Origin of the sequence: Microbacterium sp. SA39 (assembly GCF_000967865.1) — a bacterium.
Lineage (GTDB): Bacteria > Actinomycetota > Actinomycetes > Actinomycetales > Microbacteriaceae > Microbacterium.
This window is the reverse complement of the sequence record NZ_JXRU01000028.1, coordinates 115314-129847: the sequence shown is the minus strand read 5'-3', so window position 1 is coordinate 129847 and position 14534 is coordinate 115314. Positions and strand designations below refer to the sequence as shown.

Below are 14534 nucleotides of genomic sequence, written 5' to 3'. Positions count from 1 at the left end.
TACGAATCGGAGACCCAACGACGCGCTGCCCTACCGGGCTGGATCCACTTCTACAATCATCACAGGCACCACTCCGCCGTCGGAGCCCCACCCATCAGCAGACTCAACAACCTGCCTGGACATCACAGCTAGTCGCCCGGCATCCGTTCACTCGCCTAACAAAACCCGCGTACCCTCGAAAGCATCAAGTGAAGGGATCCCTACATGCGCGTTCTCGGCCTCCTCTCGGGCACCTCCCACGACGGGATCGACGTCGTCGTCGTCGACTTCCAGGAGACCGCCGGGGCCCTACGAGGCTCCGTGCTCCACGAGGACAGCGTCCCCTACGACCCCGACCTACGATCCCGCCTGGTCGCGGCGCTGCCCCCGGCATCCACCACCTTCGCCGAGGTCTGCGAGCTCGACACCCTCATCGGACAGGCGTTCGCGCGGGTCGCGGCGGATGCCGCCGCAGCCGTCGGCGGTGTCGACGCGGTGTGCACGCACGGGCAGACCGTGTACCACTGGGTCGACGGCGACCACGCGCGCGGAACGCTGCAGATCGGGCAGCCGGCCTGGATCGCCGAGGCTGTGGGAGCGCCGGTCGTCTCTGACGTGCGCATCCGCGACATCGCCGCGGGCGGACACGGCGCACCGCTGGTCTCGTTCCTCGACGAACTGCTGCTGCGCGGGCGTCCGGGCGTCACGGCCGCGCTCAACCTCGGCGGCATCGCGAACATGACCGTGGTCGGCGATCAGGTCTCGGCATACGACATCGGCCCGGCCAACGCCCTGGTCGACGCGGTGATCGTCGCAGAAGAGCTCGACCCTCGCGGATACGACACCGACGCCTCGGTCGCGCGCACGGGCGCGGTCGACCAAGAACTCCTCGCCGCGCTCCTCGCCGACCCCTACTACGCCCTTCCCGCCCCGAAGAGCACCGGCAAGGAGCACTTCCACCTCGACTACGTCCGCGCGCACACCGCAGGTCGCGAGATCGCGACGCGCGATCTGGTGCGCACGCTCACCGAGCTGACGGTGCAGACCGTCGCGCGGGATGTGCGCTCGGCGGGGGTCGGGTTCCTCGCCGTGTCCGGAGGAGGATGCCACAACCCGCTCATCATGGACGGCCTCCGCACCGCGCTCCCCGAGGTCGACGTCGTGCTCGCCGACGAGCTCGGAGCCTCCGTCGACAGCAAGGAGGCGATCCTCTTCGCGCTCATCGGCTGGTGCACCATGCACGGCGTCGCCGCCGTGCTCCCGGCCGCGACCGGCGCGCGCGAGCCGCGCATCCTCGGCACGATCACCCCGGGTGCAGGGCTTCTGCGGATGCCGGAACCTGTCGAGGCGGTCGTGAGTCTCGTCCTCTCCTGAGCTCAGCGCTTCCGGTCGTCGTCCCAGGGGCCTTCCCACCAGTTGCCGCCGCCGTCATCCGATCCGCCGCGACGGCGGGACCGCACGAACTGCACGATGATCACCGTCAGCGACGTGATCAGGATCAGGAACACGACGAGGAACAGCAGGTCGCTCTGGTTCATGGGCGCTTCCCTTCCGCGGCATCCGCCACGATCTTCGCGATCCGGGCAGATCTGGTCTCGGGCCGCTTCGCCATCGCGATATGGGTCAGGCCGAACTTCTTGACCGACTTCGGGAACGCGTCCCAGTTCTCGCGGGCTGGCGGCACGGCGTCGAGTGCGGCGGTGAGCTCATCGGGCTCGATCCCGGCCTCGGGCCCGTCGAGCATCGTCCACGAGCCGTTCGCCTTCGCGACCTCGATGGCGCGGATGCCGGCCGGAGCGAGCTGACCGTCACGTTCGAGCTCCAGGAGGCGCGCCTTGTTCGTCGCCGCCCAGCCGCTTCCTGGGCGCCGAGGTGAGAACCACTGACCGACGGTGTCGTCGTCGAACGTGCGCACCGGGCCGTCGATCCACCCGAAGCACAGCGCCTGACGCACCGCATCCTCGTAGCCGACGCCCTCCGTGCGGCTACCGCGCACGCTCAGCAGCCAGACTCCTGCCGCGCGCGTGTGGTTCTCGTCGAGCCAGGCGCGCCAGGTCGCGGCATCCGACGCCCTGACCCGCTCACCCTCGTCCAGCGCGCCCATGGATCACTTCTCGATCGTCTTGATCGTGTCGGTGATGCGCGGCAGCAGGTCGGCGACCGACTGCACGATCTCGTCGGGACGGAACGGGTACTTCTCGATCTCGGCCTGGTCGCTGATGCCGGTGAGCACCAGGATCGTGTGCAGTCCGGCCTCGATACCGGCGACGACGTCGGTGTCCATGCGGTCGCCGATCATGCCGGTGCGCTTCGAGTGGGCGCCGATCTTGTTGAGCGCTGAGCGGAACATCATCGGGTTGGGCTTGCCGACGACGTAGGGCTCCTTGCCGGTGGCCTTGGTGATGAGCGCGGCGATCGCGCCCGTCGCGGGCAGTGGTCCGTCGGCGCTCGGGCCGGTGGCATCCGGGTTCGTGACGATGAAGCGCGCGCCGCCGATGATGAGGCGGATCGCCTTCGTGATCGCCTCGAACGAGTAGTTGCGCGTCTCGCCGACGACGACGAAGTCGGGATTCGTCTCGGTCATGATGAAGCCCGCGTCGTGCAGCGCGGTGAGGATGCCGGCCTCGCCGATCACGAAGGCCGAACCGCCGGGCAGCTGCTGCTGCAGGAACGCCGCAGTCGCGAGAGCCGAGGTCCAGATGCGCTCCTCCGGCACGTGCAGTCCGCTCGTACGGAGGCGCGCCGAGAGGTCACGCGCGGTGAAGATCGAGTTGTTCGTGAGCACCAGGTAGGGGATACCCGCGCTCTCCCATCCGGCGAGCAGCTCGGATGCTCCGGGGATGGCATCGTTCTCGTGGACGAGCACGCCGTCCATGTCGGTGAGCCAGCATTCGATGTCGTCTCGTTGAGCCATGTGCACAGCCTAGAGGGGAGAGGTGACACCGGCCCATCCTTCTACGCGCTCAGCCAGACGACGTCGGATGCCCCTTTCGGAAGGGCGATCTCGACGCCGTCGAGCTCGATGCCGGCGGTTGTCAGCTGCAGGGTCGCGGCGACGGTGACACCGGCACCCTCGAGGGCGCGCAGCAGTTCCGGATCCCGGTCGTCGACCCGGAGCACGCGGCCGACGTGACCGACCTCGGCATCCGCGAGGAGCACGAACGGCTCGCGCGCGACGACGCCGTCGGCATCCGGGATCGCATCGCCGTGCGGATCGAACCGGGGCCGGCCGAGGCGCTCGTCGATGCCCTCGAGCAGTCGGTCGCTGATGGTGTGCTCGAGCACCTCGGCTTCGTCGTGCACCTCGTCCCACCCGTAGCCGAACTCCTGCACGAGCCAGGTCTCGATCAGGCGGTGGCGGCGCACCATCGCGAGGGCGCGGTGCGTTCCGGCATCCGTCAGTCGTACGGCACCGTAGGGCACGTGAGAGACGAGGCCCGCGGCCGCGAGCTTCTTCACCATCTCGGTGACCGACGAGGGAGCGATGCCGAGCTTCGCGGCGAGGACCGACGGCGTGATCGGCGCATCCTGCCATTCGGTATGCGCGTAGACGGTCTTCAGGTAGTCGTCTGCTGCGGGGGAAGCCACGATTCCAGCCTAGATCAGCCGTTCCCGGCGCTCATGATCAGGCCGAAGGCGACTTGACCGGCGAAGAACACCACGAGGAACCCGAGGAGGGCGGCGAACAGCGAGAGGCGACCGTCGAACTCGGGGATCTCCGCGATGCCGACTTTGCGCGCGCGGAACGCCAGCACGAGGGTCGCGACGCCGAGGGCGAGCTGCACCCACGGACCGCCGATGGGCAGCACCTTCGGGAACGCGATGAGGAGGCCACCGATGACGCCGGTCGCGATACCGATCCAGGTGAGGATGCGGACGGTGCGGCGGGCGGGTTCGGCAGTCATGCTGTCGAGCCTATCCGCGACTCCGGGGAAGGATCTCACGCGCCGTTGAGCACGAGCCAGAGGAGCGTCGCGTTGAGCGCGATCAGCAGGACGGATGCCACGATGCCGGCTGCGGTCGTCCAGACGCGATTCGCCCAGACGCCGAGCGTGCGCCGCTGGGCGGTGAGCGCCACCAGCGGGACCAGGGCGAAGGGGATGCCGAACGACAGCACGACCTGGCTGAGCACGAGGGCGAGTGTCGGGTCGACCCCGATCCCGAGGATCACGAGGGCAGGGATCAGCGTCACGAGGCGGCGGGCGAGGAGCGGGATGCGCACGTGCAGCAGGCCGTGCATGATCTCGGCTCCCGCGTAGGCGCCGACCGAGGTGGAAGCGAGCCCCGAGGCCAGCAGGCCCACCGCGAAGAACGTCGCGACGACCGGGCCGAGCCCCGCCGCGAGCGCGGCGTGCGCCCCCTCGAGCGAATCGGTGCCCTCGACGCCGGCGAGGTTCGCCGCGGCCAGCAGCAGGATGCCGAGGTTCACCGACCCGGCGATCACCATCGCGATGGACACGTCCCAGCGCGTCGCGGTGAGCAGTCGGCGGATGCGCGAGGTCTCGGTGCGGATCGCCTCATCGGGGGCGTGCGCCGACGTCGCTCCGAAACGGTCGCGGGCGAGTGAGGAGTGCGCGTAGATCGCGTGCGGCATGATCGTCGCGCCGAGGATGGATGCCGCGAGCAGCACCGACCCCGTCCCCTCGAAGCGCGGGACGAGGCCGCCCAGGACGCCAGCAGGGTCCGGCGGCGCGATGAAGACCCCGGCGACGAAGCCCACGGTGATGATCACCATCAGGCCGATGATCACGAATTCGAAAGGGCGAGCGCCGCGTCGGCTCTGCACGGCCAGCAGGATCATCGATACGGCGCCGGTGATCACGCCGCCCAGCAGCAGCGGGATGTCGAACAGCAGGTACAGCGCGACAGCGCCGCCGATGACCTCGGCGAGATCGGTCGCCATCGCCACGAGCTCGGCCTGCAGCCAGTACGCGCGGCGAGCCCACGGGCGTCGCAGGCGGGTGCCGAGCACCTCCGGCAGGCTCTGACCGGTGACGACGCCCAGCTTCGCCGAGAGGTACTGGATCAGCCACGCCATCACGTTGCCCGCGATCACGACCCAGACCAGCAGGTACCCGTACTGTGCGCCGGCGGTCATGTTGCTCGCGACGTTGCCCGGGTCGAGGTACGCCACGCCCGCCACGAGGGCCGGGCCGAGCAGCCAGAGACCATGGGGGGGAGCGGAGGTGCGGACGACGGGCGTCAACACTGACGGAGAATTTTTCGGCACACCGAAACCATAGCGTTATTTCGGTGCGCCGAAAAGAGAGGGTGGCGGCGGCGGCGGATAGCCTGGCGGGATGCATGCAGAGACACCGGCACCGGATGCCGAACCGGATGCCGTCGCGTCGATTCATACCGGCTCGGTGGCGCAGCCCGGTTACGGCGTCGGTCCGTGGCCGGGTGGCGCAGAAGCCTGGCCCGATGACGACCGCTACGACCCGGAGCTGCTGGCGGCGGGCGACACCCGCAACGTCATCGACCGCTACCGCTACTGGCGCATGGAGGCGATCGTCGCGGATCTCGACACGCAGCGGCATCCGTTCCACGTCGCCATCGAGAACTGGCAGCACGACATGAACATCGGGTCGATCGTGCGCAGCGCGAACGCGTTCCTCGCCGACACCGTGCACATCATCGGTCGGCGCCGCTGGAACAAGCGCGGCGCCATGGTCACCGACCGATACCAGCACGTCGTGCACCACGAAGACGTCGAGACCTTCGCGGCCTGGGCGGCGGGGGAGGGGCTCCCGATCATCGCGGTCGACAACGTCGACGGCGCCGTGCCGGTGCATCGGGCCGAGCTGCCGCAGACCTGCGTGCTGCTGTTCGGACAGGAGGGGCCCGGGCTGTCGGCGGAGGCGCTCGCCGCGGCATCCGCCCACATCGAGATCACGCAGTACGGCTCGACGCGCTCGATCAACGCCAGCGCGGCGGCTGCCGTGATCATGTACGAGTGGTGCCGGAGATACGCGGTCTGATCGCGCGGCAGAAGCCCCTCGACACGCGACATCCGCGGGCGTAGCGTGAGTGCCGATCGAGGAGGCCGACATGGCAAGCCCTGCACCCATCCGCCCGTATCTCTGGTTCCATGATTCCGCGCAGGAGGCGATGGAGTACTACGTCTCGGTGTTCCCGAACTCGTCGATCGACGAGGTGACCCTCTACCCCGAAGAGAACCTCAGCGAGCACTTCGAGGGCATGGGCGGCAAGGTGATCAGCGGCATGTTCACCCTGAACGGCACTCCGTTCGGCTGCATCGACGGCGGGACGGCGTTCACGTTCAACGAGGCCGTGTCGTTCGTGATCGAGTGCGCGGATCAGGACGAGATCGACCACTACTGGCGGGCGCTCTCCGCGGTTCCGGAGTCGGAGGCGTGCGGCTGGTGCAAGGACCGGTTCGGGGTGAGCTGGCAGATCGTCCCCGCGGGCCTCGATCTGCTGCAGCAGCGCCCGGAGCAGATCCAGGCGCTCATGCACATGAAGAAGATCGTGATCGCCGACCTCGAGATCGCCTGACGCTGCCCCCGGGCCGTTCGCTCAGCTACGGTCGATGCCGAACAGGTGGCGATAGACCGCGTTGAGATCGCGATCCAGGTGATCGATGCGTCCGTTCACGGCCTGGAACTCGCTCCGGAACTCCGTTCGCACATTCGTGAACTCACCCCGGAGCTCCGTCCGCACGCTCGCGAACTCGCTCTTGAACTCTTTCCGCACGCTGTCGAACCCGTTCTGCATCATGCGCACGAACATCGTCGACATCAGCGTGATCGTGCCGAACATCCCCGCGGCGAAGACACCGATCAGTGTCCAGATCTGTGGTTCATTCATCCCCAGCATCCCCCCATTGTGACTCCCGTGATCCGAGGATGCCAGGGGCTGGGGGCGCTGTATATCGCGGGGCCGGAGGCTGTGCATAACCCGGTTTCAGCCGCTCCTGTGCAGGACTAGACCTGGGCGGAGAGCCATCGCCCTGACCGCACCCGCCAGCCGAGCGTGGCCAGGCGCGCGAGCATGTACACGCCGAAGAAGGCGACGCCGAGCCAGACGAGACCGCCGCTGCCGTCGACGCCCGAAGCCGCGACGATCCACAGCGCGGGCAGGAACGGCACCAGGTTCAGCACGCCGGCGAGCGCAAGGTAGCGCGCGTCATTCGCACCCATGAGCACCCCGTCGAGCACGAACACCACGCCGGCGACGGGCTGCGCGACGGCGGCCACGATGAGCGCGGGCTGCACGAGCGCTGCGATCTCCGGATCCCCCGTGAAGACGATCCCGAGCACCCCGGAGAGGGCGGCGATCAGCGCGCCGACCACGACGCCGAACCACACCCCCCAGGCCACGGTGCGACCGAGCACCCGATGCACCTGTTCCTCGTCTCCGGCGCCGAGCTCTTTGCCGATCAGGGCCTGGGCGGCGATCGCGAGCGCGTCGAGGGCGAAAGCCGCGGCGGAGAAGATCGTGAAGACGATCTGCCATCCCGCCAGCTCCTCGGTGCCGATGCCCGTGGCCACCGCCACTGTGACCAGGAGGGCGGCGCGCAGGCTGACAGTGCGCAGGAACAGCCAGCCGCCCGAGGCCGCGGTGCTGCGCATGCCGGCCCGCTGTGCGCGCAGCGAGGCGCTGTGCCGCGTGGCCAGCCGACGCACGACGAGCACGTACGCCGCGACCATGCCCCATTGCGCCGTCACCGTTCCGGCGGCCGAACCCGCGATGCCCCAGCCGAAGCCGTAGATGAACAACCAATTGAGCAGCGCGTTCGCGCCGAAGCCGAGACCGGCGATCCACAGCGGAGTGACGGTGTCCTGCATGCCGCGCAGCAGACCGGTCGCGGCGAACACGATCAGCATGGCGGGCAGACCCCACATCGAGATGACGAGGTAGGCGTTGGCCTGTTCGGCGACCGCCTCGCCCGCGCCGAAGCGCGACACGAGCCACGGCGAGGAGACTGTGCCGACGGCGGCGAGCACCGCGCCGAGGGCGAGCGCGAGCCACATGCCGTTCACGCCCACCGACACGGCCTCGCCGGGCTGCCCCGCGCCGAAGCGCCGAGCCACGGCCGGAGTGGTCGAGTACGCCAGGAAGACCATCAGCCCGACGATGGTCTGCAGCACGGCTCCGGCGATGCCGAGTCCGGCGAGCGGCGTCGTGCCCAGATGCCCGACCAGGGCCGCGTCGACGATGAGGAACGCCGGCTCCGCGATCAGCGCCCCCAGGGCGGGTACGGCGAGGCGCAGGATCTCTCGATTGAGGGAGAGGCGCGCGGTCATCCTCCGAGCTTAGGGTGGAGGGAGAGCTCGGATGCGGCGGAGGTGCATCATGACGGACCCACGAGAGGCAGCGGAGCGCTACCGCGCTAAGCAGCGGGGCGAGATCGGCGAAGACGACGAGGGCTCGGCACCCGGGATCGGGGCCGCCGTCGACAGAGCCGCCTTCATCGAGACGGCGATCCAGGTGGCGATCCGCCGCGGCGACTTCGACGACCTGCCCGGCGCGGGCAAGCCGCTCGAGGGCCTGGGCGAGCACCAGGATCCGGACTGGTGGATCCGCCGCAAGATCGAGACCGAGAACCTCACCGGGCTGGGCCCGCCCGCGATCCTGCTGCGCAACGAGGATCGGGAGCTCGACGGGCAGCTCGATCTGCTCGGACGCGAGTCCGATGTGCGCGAGGTGCTCGAGGACTTCAACCGTCGAGTGATCGAGGCGCGCCGCCAGCTGCAGGGCGGACCGCCCGTCGTCACGCCGCCGCGTGACATCGAGGCGGCGGTCGCTGCCTGGCGCGAGCGCAGGGGCGCCCGAGCCGCGGCATCCGCTCCTGAGACGCCCCCGCGTCGTCGCCGCTGGAGACGTCGCAAGGCCGAATGAGGGAGGCGGGTCATAGGCTGTTCGCATGACTGACGTTCTTCCCGTGGGCCTCGCCGTTTCCGAGTTCAGCTCCGACATCCGCCCGCAGGACGACCTGTACCGCCACGTGAACGGCGCCTGGCTCGCCCGCACCGAGATTCCGGGCGACAAGGCCAGATGGGGGTCGTTCCACCTGCTCGCGGAGCAGGCTGAGAAAGACGTCAGGGCGATCATCGAGGAATCGCAGGATGCCGAGGACGGCACCCTCGCCCGCAAGATCGGCGACATGTTCGCGAGCTTCATGCACACCGAGCGCATCGACGCCGCCGGCGTGAGTCCGCTCGCCGAGACCCTCGCCGAGATCGACGCGATCGACGGCATCCCGAATTTCCTCCGCACGGTCGGCGCCTATGACCGCGACGGGCGCGCGCACCTGATCGGCTTCTACGTCGACGGCGACCCCGGCGACCCCGAGCGCTACGTGCCGGTCGTCGTGCAGTCCGGCCTGTCGCTGCCCGACGAGAGCTACTTCCGCCTCGACACCTTCGAGGCGACCAGGGCCGCCTACCGCGCGCACCTGGAGCGCCTGCTCGCCCTCGCCGGGATCTCGGATGCCGCCGCCCAGGCCGACCGCGCCATCGCGCTCGAGACCGAGCTGGCCGGTCACCACTGGGACAATGTGAAGAGCCGCGACGCTGTGGCGACGTACAACCTGAAGACGTGGGCCGAGATCCAGGAGCTCGCGGGCGTCGACCTCGAGCCCTGGCGGGACGCGGTCGCCCCGTCGAACCCGGCGGCATTCGCCGAGGTCGTCGTCTCGCAGCCGAGCTTCCTGGAGGGGCTCGGCACGCTCCTCGCCGTCGAGCGCCTCGATGACTGGAAGGCCTGGCTGCGGTCGCAGGTCGTGCACGCCGCCGCCCCGTACCTGACCGACGACTTCGTGCAGGAGAACTTCTCGTTCTACGGCACCGAGCTCACCGGCGTCCCCACGATCCGCGAGCGCTGGAAGCGCGGCGTCTCGGTGACCGAGGGCGCGCTGAGCGAGGCGATCGGCAAGGTCTACGTCGAGCGCCATTACCCGCCGACGGCGAAGGCCGCGATGGACGAGCTGGTCGCGAACCTCATCGAGGCTTACCGCCAGAGCATCACGAAGCTCGAGTGGATGACGGCCGAGACCCGGGAGCGGGCGCTCGCCAAGCTCGATGCCTTCACGCCCAAGATCGGTCACCCGAAGGAGTGGCGCGACTACTCGAGCCTTGTGATCGACCGCTCCGACCTGTTCGGCAACGTGCGCCGCGCCGCGATCTTCGGACACGACCGTCACGTCGACAAGGTCGGCAAGCCCATCGACCGCGACGAGTGGCACATGCCACCGCAGATGGTCAACGCGTACTACAACCCGTCGATGAACGAGATCGTGTTCCCGGCGGCGATCCTGCAATACCCCTTCTTCGACGCGTCGCGTGATGCGGCGGCGAACTACGGCGGCATCGGCGCGGTCATCGGCCACGAGATCGGTCACGGCTTCGACGATCAGGGCAGCCGCTACGACGGTTCCGGCCTACTCGAGGACTGGTGGACGGATGCCGATCGCGCCGCCTTCGAGGAGCGCACCACGGCGCTCATCGCGCAGTACGACGAGCTCGTGCCCGAGGGCCTCGACGCGGAGCACCACGTCAACGGCGCGCTGACCATCGGCGAGAACATCGGCGACCTCGGCGGACTCGGCATCGCGCTCAAGGCGTACGAACTGTCGCTGGATCCTTCGTCGGGCTCCGGGCCCGTTGAAGGGCCGGTCATCGACGGCTACACGGGCGTGCAACGGCTGCTGCTGTCGTGGGCGCAGGTGTGGCAGCAGAAGAGCCGCGACGCCGAGACGCTGCGTCTGCTGACGATCGACCCGCACTCGCCGAACGAGTTCCGCTGCAACCAGATCGTGCGCAACATCGATGCCTTCTATGCGGCGTTCGGGGTCACCGAAGATGACGCGCTGTGGCTGCCGGGGGAGTCCCGGGTGACCATCTGGTGACCAATCACCGCCCTCTGTGAGGCCTACCCCGGCGGTGGGGTTACGATAGCCCTGCCGCTGGGGAGCGCATCCCTTTCGGCATCCCGCAAATCCCTCCCCCCTAAGGATCACGCGTGGGCGCTCCCGAGCCTTTCGAAGGGTTTCGCAACTCTTCCGCCCCGGCCTCTGACGGCGGTCGCCGCTCGCAGCGCGCCAGCCGGCGCCTCCCGAGACGAGCCGCCGTCGGGCGCCGATCCTTCACGTCGACGCTGAGGTCGCTGGAGGAGTTGGCGGATGCCGGGGCACAGGTCTCGGTGCACGTCGTCGACCTCGACAGTCATGTGCACGTGCTGTCCGGCGACGATCACGTCACGATGCCCGTCGCGGGACTCGGGGTCGTGCCGCTCCTCATCGAGGTGGCGGCGGGATTCGAGAACGGCACCCTCGACCCGTTCGAGATCATCGACCGGACGACTGTCGACGCGGTCGAAACCTCGGGGCTGTGGCGGCACCTGCACGCACCGGCGCTGCCGCTGGAAGACCTCGCTGTGCTCGCCGCGACCGCCGGCGACCCGATCGCGGTCAACGCGCTGCTGCACAAGGTCGGGCATGACAAGGTGCGCCAGCGCATCGAATCTCTCGGGCTGCGCCGCACGGCGCTGCTCGACCGGTTCCGCGATCAGCGTGGCCCCGACGATGCTCCCCACGTCGCGGTGGGGTCTGCGCGGGAATTCGCTGGCCTCTTCTCGGCGCTCGTGAACTCGCAGGTGGTCGACGCCGCGGTCAGCGCGCAGGTGTCGGAGTGGCTCAGCCTGAACCAGGACCTCAGCCTGGTGGCGGCATCCACGGGGCTCGATCCGTTCTCCCACGATCACGATCAGCACGGACTGCTCTTCATCAACAAGACCGGGCGCGATCGCGGCGTGCGCGCCGAGGCGGGCGTGCTCGCCGGTCCTCGTGCCGGGATCGCGTACTCGCTCATCGTCTGCTTCGACGATCTCTCGATCACGCACCGACTGCGCGCCCATGACGTGTTCCGTGTGCTGGGCGTCGAGCTGATGGAGTACACACACTGATGGTGGCGGGTGACTGGACCCCGCATCGCCGCGACGACGGCGAGCTGCTCGGCTGGATGCACCCCGAGGGCGACGACTGGGTCGCCGTCGACGTGCTCGGCCGCCCGGCATCCGACCCGACGGAGTGGCTGGACGCCGAAGACGCCCTCGAGCAGCATGGCATCGCCTGGCTCGCCGACCCGTGGATGCTGGAGGGCGAGGGCGATCGCCCGCTGCGGGTGCGCATCCTCGAGGTGACGCCGGATGACGACGGCGTTCCCGGGCGGATCGTGGTGAAGATCGACGACTTCGGTGACATGACACGACCGGCCACCGCGCAGTTCGTGCTCACCTGGCCGCTTCCGGACCGGCTGCGTCCGCCGCGCGATCACGACCCGGACCCGCGCACCCTCTCGGGGTGAGGTCAGTTCGGCAATGACGGGTGCTGCTCGGCGCTGCGCTGCTTCGGGATGAACAGCGACAGCACCACGGCGACGAGCCCGGCGGCGATCGCGAGCCAGAAGCACACGTCGAAGGCGGCGCGGGTGGGCACGGCGACGCCGTCGATGTCGACGCTCATCGCCGCGAGGATCCCGCCCATCACCGCCGAGGCGCTGGACGTGCCGATCGAGCGGAACAGGGCGTTCAGGCCATTGGACGCGCCGGTCTCGTTCGCCGGCACGGAGCGCATGATGATCATCGGCATGGCGGCGAAGCTGAACCCGATGCCCACGCCGATGAGGATGTTGGCCGCCAGAATGTGCCAGATCTCGCTCGACCACAGCAGCACGAACAGGTAGGCGAGCACGATGGCACCGGCGCCGATCGTGAAGAGCGGACGCGGGCCGACCGTGCGCTCGAGTCGGCCCGACAGCGGCGAGATGAACATCATCACGAGCCCGGCGGGCATGACCACGAGTGCCGCGCCGACCATGTCGAGCCCGAAACCGGCGCTCGAGGTCGGCATCTCCAGCAGCTGCGGGAAGGTGACGTTCGATCCGAACAGGGCGAAGCCCATGCCGATCGCGGCGATGTTGGTGAAGAGCACGGCGGGTCGGGCGGCGACCCGCAGATCGAGCAGCGGATCCTTCGTGCGCAACTGGTACCAGCCCCACACCAGCAGCACCAGGACGCCGCCGATGACGCACGTGAGCGAGATCGGCGAGGTCCAGCCCCACTGCGCGCCCCGGGAGACGAAGAGCAGGATGCCGGTGAGCCCGACACCGAGCCCGATCGCCCCGAGCACGTCGAGGCGTCCCGGGAAGCGGAGCACGTCGCCGGGGACCACGAGGAGCACCAGCGCGAGGCCGGCAGCACCGAGGGCGGCCGCCAGCCAGAACAGCGTATGCCAGTCGGCGTGCTCGGCGAGCAGGGCCGCGGCCGGGAGTCCGATCGCGCCGCCCATACCCATCGTGGCGCTCATCAGGGCGACGGCGGTGCCCAGGCGGTCGGTGGGGAGCACATCGCGCATGATCGCGATGCCGAGCGGGACGACGCCCGTGACGGCCCCCTGCAGACCGCGGCCGATGATGACGCCGACGATCGAACCGGAGAGCGCCGCGATGACGGAGCCGATGATGAGGAGGATCAGCAGCACGACGACGACGCGGCGTTTGCCGTACATGTCGCCGAGGCGGCCCGAGATCGGCGTGGCCACCGCCGCGACCAGCAGCGTGATCGTGACGACCCACGTGGTGTCCTCGCGGGAGGCGTTCAGCAGTTCGGGCAGTTCGGCCTGCAGCGGCACCACGAGCGTGAACATGAACGACGCGCACAGGCCCGCGAACGCGAGCACGGCGACGATCGGCCATCTCTTCGGGGTTCGAGAGAGGCGCTTCCTGGCCCTGTCATCGTTCGCACCCACCGACCAAGGCTATCGGCGCGCGAGCGAGCGGGGGCCGCGCGGATCGGGATCCGGTTTCCGCGAACCGGCACGAGAGGGGCAGACTGGGTACGTGCGAACCATCCGTGATCTCGACACCGTTGAACTCATCATCGACGCCCAGAGCCTGCTCGACTCCATCAGAGGTCCGCAGCGTGTGATCGATGCCGGCACCCTGCGCGCTCTGCAGCAGTCCGGGAACTACGTCGTCGGACTGTTCGACGGCGAGGGAGACGACGAGCGCATGGTCGGCGCCTCCATCGCCTTCTTCGGTGAGCCGGGCAGACGTGCGATGCATTCGCACATCACCGCCCTGATCCCGGAGTACCGGGGCCGCGGATGGGGACGCGAGCTCAAGGAGCACCAGCGTCAGTGGGCGTTCTCCCGCGACGTCGGTCGCATCACGTGGACGTTCGACCCCCTCGTCGCGCGCAACGCCCACTTCTTCCTCGACGTGCTCGGCGCGCGCGTGACCGGCTACTCCGTGAACCGCTACGGCATCTTCGGTGGCGGCGACGCCGGCGACGAGAGCGACCGCCTCGACGTCGAGTGGGCGCTGGCCGACATCGCGAAGCCCCCGGCATCCGACGCCGTCGTCGAGACTCTCGAGATCCCCTCCGACATCGAGTCGCTGCGCGAGTCCGACCCGGATGCCGCTCACGAGTGGCGCACCCGTCTGCGCGCGCAGATGGAGGAGCGGCTCGGACGCGGCCTGCACGTTGCCGGCTTCGACGTCGAGCGCGGCTACCTCTTCACGGCGTGACAG

Annotated in this window: 17 protein-coding genes and 1 pseudogene; 9 read left to right on the top strand and 9 right to left on the bottom strand. The window is 69.1% G+C overall.

The window, feature by feature from the left end:
- Together RS85_RS19445 and RS85_RS05135 are read left to right on the top strand one after the other, a co-directional pair.
- Positions 1–132 (top strand): annotated as a pseudogene (locus RS85_RS19445) (IS481 family transposase); the annotation flags it as partial.
- A 72-nt stretch (positions 133–204) separates the two neighbouring features.
- A complete protein-coding gene (locus RS85_RS05135) occupies positions 205–1353 on the top strand; it encodes an anhydro-N-acetylmuramic acid kinase (RefSeq protein ID WP_046012342.1) in 1149 nt (382 codons plus the stop codon).
- A gap of 2 nt (positions 1354–1355) precedes the next feature.
- Here the strand turns inward: RS85_RS05135 and RS85_RS19815 are convergent, their stop codons facing one another.
- The 6 genes from RS85_RS19815 to RS85_RS05110 are packed head-to-tail and all read right to left on the bottom strand — an operon-like array spanning position 1356 to position 5209.
- Positions 1356–1517, bottom strand: a complete 162-nt coding sequence (locus RS85_RS19815) for a hypothetical protein (RefSeq protein ID WP_162836761.1) — start codon at positions 1515–1517, stop codon at positions 1356–1358.
- Positions 1514–2083, bottom strand: a complete 570-nt coding sequence (locus tag RS85_RS05130; RefSeq protein WP_046012341.1) for a YdeI/OmpD-associated family protein — start codon at positions 2081–2083, stop codon at positions 1514–1516. The genes RS85_RS19815 and RS85_RS05130 overlap by 4 nt, the downstream gene beginning before the upstream one ends.
- 3 nt (positions 2084–2086) lie before the next feature.
- Positions 2087–2893, bottom strand: a complete 807-nt coding sequence (locus RS85_RS05125; RefSeq protein WP_046012340.1) for an HAD-IIA family hydrolase — start codon at positions 2891–2893, stop codon at positions 2087–2089.
- Between the two features lie 41 nt (positions 2894–2934).
- A complete protein-coding gene (locus RS85_RS05120) occupies positions 2935–3567 on the bottom strand; it encodes a metal-dependent transcriptional regulator (protein WP_046012339.1) in 633 nt (210 codons plus the stop codon).
- A 14-nt stretch (positions 3568–3581) separates the two neighbouring features.
- A complete protein-coding gene (locus tag RS85_RS05115) occupies positions 3582–3884 on the bottom strand; it encodes a hypothetical protein (RefSeq protein ID WP_046012338.1) in 303 nt (100 codons plus the stop codon).
- A 35-nt stretch (positions 3885–3919) separates the two neighbouring features.
- A complete protein-coding gene (locus RS85_RS05110) occupies positions 3920–5209 on the bottom strand; it encodes an Nramp family divalent metal transporter (RefSeq protein WP_442921922.1) in 1290 nt (429 codons plus the stop codon).
- A 70-nt stretch (positions 5210–5279) separates the two neighbouring features.
- On the opposite strand from RS85_RS05110, the gene RS85_RS05105 reads away from it, so the two are divergent.
- Positions 5280–5960: a TrmH family RNA methyltransferase gene (locus RS85_RS05105; protein WP_235282340.1), complete on the top strand. Its 681-nt coding sequence runs from the start codon at positions 5280–5282 to the stop codon at positions 5958–5960.
- 70 nt (positions 5961–6030) lie between these two features.
- A complete protein-coding gene (locus RS85_RS05100; RefSeq protein ID WP_046012368.1) occupies positions 6031–6498 on the top strand; it encodes a VOC family protein in 468 nt (155 codons plus the stop codon).
- A 21-nt stretch (positions 6499–6519) separates the two neighbouring features.
- Here RS85_RS05100 and RS85_RS05095 read toward each other — a convergent pair whose 3' ends face one another.
- The gene (locus RS85_RS05095; RefSeq protein WP_046012367.1) at positions 6520–6810 is read right to left on the bottom strand and encodes a hypothetical protein; all 291 of its coding nucleotides are present in this window, start codon (positions 6808–6810) and stop codon (positions 6520–6522) included.
- Positions 6811–6926: 116 nt separating this feature from the next.
- Positions 6927–8249 carry an MATE family efflux transporter gene (locus RS85_RS05090; RefSeq protein WP_046012337.1) on the bottom strand — a complete coding sequence of 441 codons (1323 nt, stop codon included), beginning with the start codon at positions 8247–8249 and terminating at the stop codon, positions 6927–6929.
- A gap of 49 nt (positions 8250–8298) precedes the next feature.
- Between RS85_RS05090 and RS85_RS05085 the strand changes: the two genes are divergently transcribed.
- The 4 genes from RS85_RS05085 (at position 8299) to RS85_RS05070 (ending at position 12308) form a co-directional block, all read left to right on the top strand.
- Positions 8299–8844 carry a J-domain-containing protein gene (locus tag RS85_RS05085; RefSeq protein WP_235282339.1) on the top strand — a complete coding sequence of 182 codons (546 nt, stop codon included), beginning with the start codon at positions 8299–8301 and terminating at the stop codon, positions 8842–8844.
- A 25-nt stretch (positions 8845–8869) separates the two neighbouring features.
- Positions 8870–10852 carry a M13 family metallopeptidase gene (locus RS85_RS05080; protein ID WP_046012335.1) on the top strand — a complete coding sequence of 661 codons (1983 nt, stop codon included), beginning with the start codon at positions 8870–8872 and terminating at the stop codon, positions 10850–10852.
- A gap of 113 nt (positions 10853–10965) precedes the next feature.
- Entirely contained in the window at positions 10966–11907 is a 942-nt protein-coding gene (locus tag RS85_RS05075) for a serine hydrolase (RefSeq protein ID WP_046012334.1), read from the top strand.
- A complete protein-coding gene (locus RS85_RS05070; protein ID WP_046012333.1) occupies positions 11907–12308 on the top strand; it encodes a hypothetical protein in 402 nt (133 codons plus the stop codon). The genes RS85_RS05075 and RS85_RS05070 overlap by 1 nt, the downstream gene beginning before the upstream one ends.
- A gap of 2 nt (positions 12309–12310) precedes the next feature.
- On the opposite strand, the gene RS85_RS05065 is transcribed toward RS85_RS05070, so the two are convergent.
- Complete coding sequence (locus tag RS85_RS05065; protein ID WP_082087496.1) at positions 12311–13750, bottom strand: MFS transporter; 1440 nt, start codon at positions 13748–13750, stop codon at positions 12311–12313.
- Between the two features lie 91 nt (positions 13751–13841).
- Here RS85_RS05065 and RS85_RS05060 point away from each other — a divergent pair, with 91 nt between their 5' ends.
- Positions 13842–14531: a GNAT family N-acetyltransferase gene (locus tag RS85_RS05060; protein ID WP_046012332.1), complete on the top strand. Its 690-nt coding sequence runs from the start codon at positions 13842–13844 to the stop codon at positions 14529–14531.
- The last annotated feature ends 3 nt before the right edge of the window (positions 14532–14534 follow it).

What these genes read in the sequence shown, in the direction of transcription:
- RS85_RS05135 (WP_046012342.1), top strand. Translation starts at nt 205, where the DNA reads ATGCGCGTTCTCGGCCTCCTCTCGGGCACCTCCCACGACGGGATCGAC.
- RS85_RS19815 (WP_162836761.1), bottom strand. Translation starts at nt 1,517, where the DNA reads ATGAACCAGAGCGACCTGCTGTTCCTCGTCGTGTTCCTGATCCTGATC.
- RS85_RS05130 (WP_046012341.1), bottom strand. Translation starts at nt 2,083, where the DNA reads ATGGGCGCGCTGGACGAGGGTGAGCGGGTCAGGGCGTCGGATGCCGCG.
- RS85_RS05125 (WP_046012340.1), bottom strand. Translation starts at nt 2,893, where the DNA reads ATGGCTCAACGAGACGACATCGAATGCTGGCTCACCGACATGGACGGC.
- RS85_RS05115 (WP_046012338.1), bottom strand. Translation starts at nt 3,884, where the DNA reads ATGACTGCCGAACCCGCCCGCCGCACCGTCCGCATCCTCACCTGGATC.
- RS85_RS05105 (WP_235282340.1), top strand. Translation starts at nt 5,280, where the DNA reads ATGCATGCAGAGACACCGGCACCGGATGCCGAACCGGATGCCGTCGCG.
- RS85_RS05100 (WP_046012368.1), top strand. Translation starts at nt 6,031, where the DNA reads ATGGCAAGCCCTGCACCCATCCGCCCGTATCTCTGGTTCCATGATTCC.
- RS85_RS05095 (WP_046012367.1), bottom strand. Translation starts at nt 6,810, where the DNA reads ATGAATGAACCACAGATCTGGACACTGATCGGTGTCTTCGCCGCGGGG.
- RS85_RS05090 (WP_046012337.1), bottom strand. Translation starts at nt 8,249, where the DNA reads ATGACCGCGCGCCTCTCCCTCAATCGAGAGATCCTGCGCCTCGCCGTA.
- RS85_RS05085 (WP_235282339.1), top strand. Translation starts at nt 8,299, where the DNA reads ATGACGGACCCACGAGAGGCAGCGGAGCGCTACCGCGCTAAGCAGCGG.
- RS85_RS05080 (WP_046012335.1), top strand. Translation starts at nt 8,870, where the DNA reads ATGACTGACGTTCTTCCCGTGGGCCTCGCCGTTTCCGAGTTCAGCTCC.
- RS85_RS05070 (WP_046012333.1), top strand. Translation starts at nt 11,907, where the DNA reads ATGGTGGCGGGTGACTGGACCCCGCATCGCCGCGACGACGGCGAGCTG.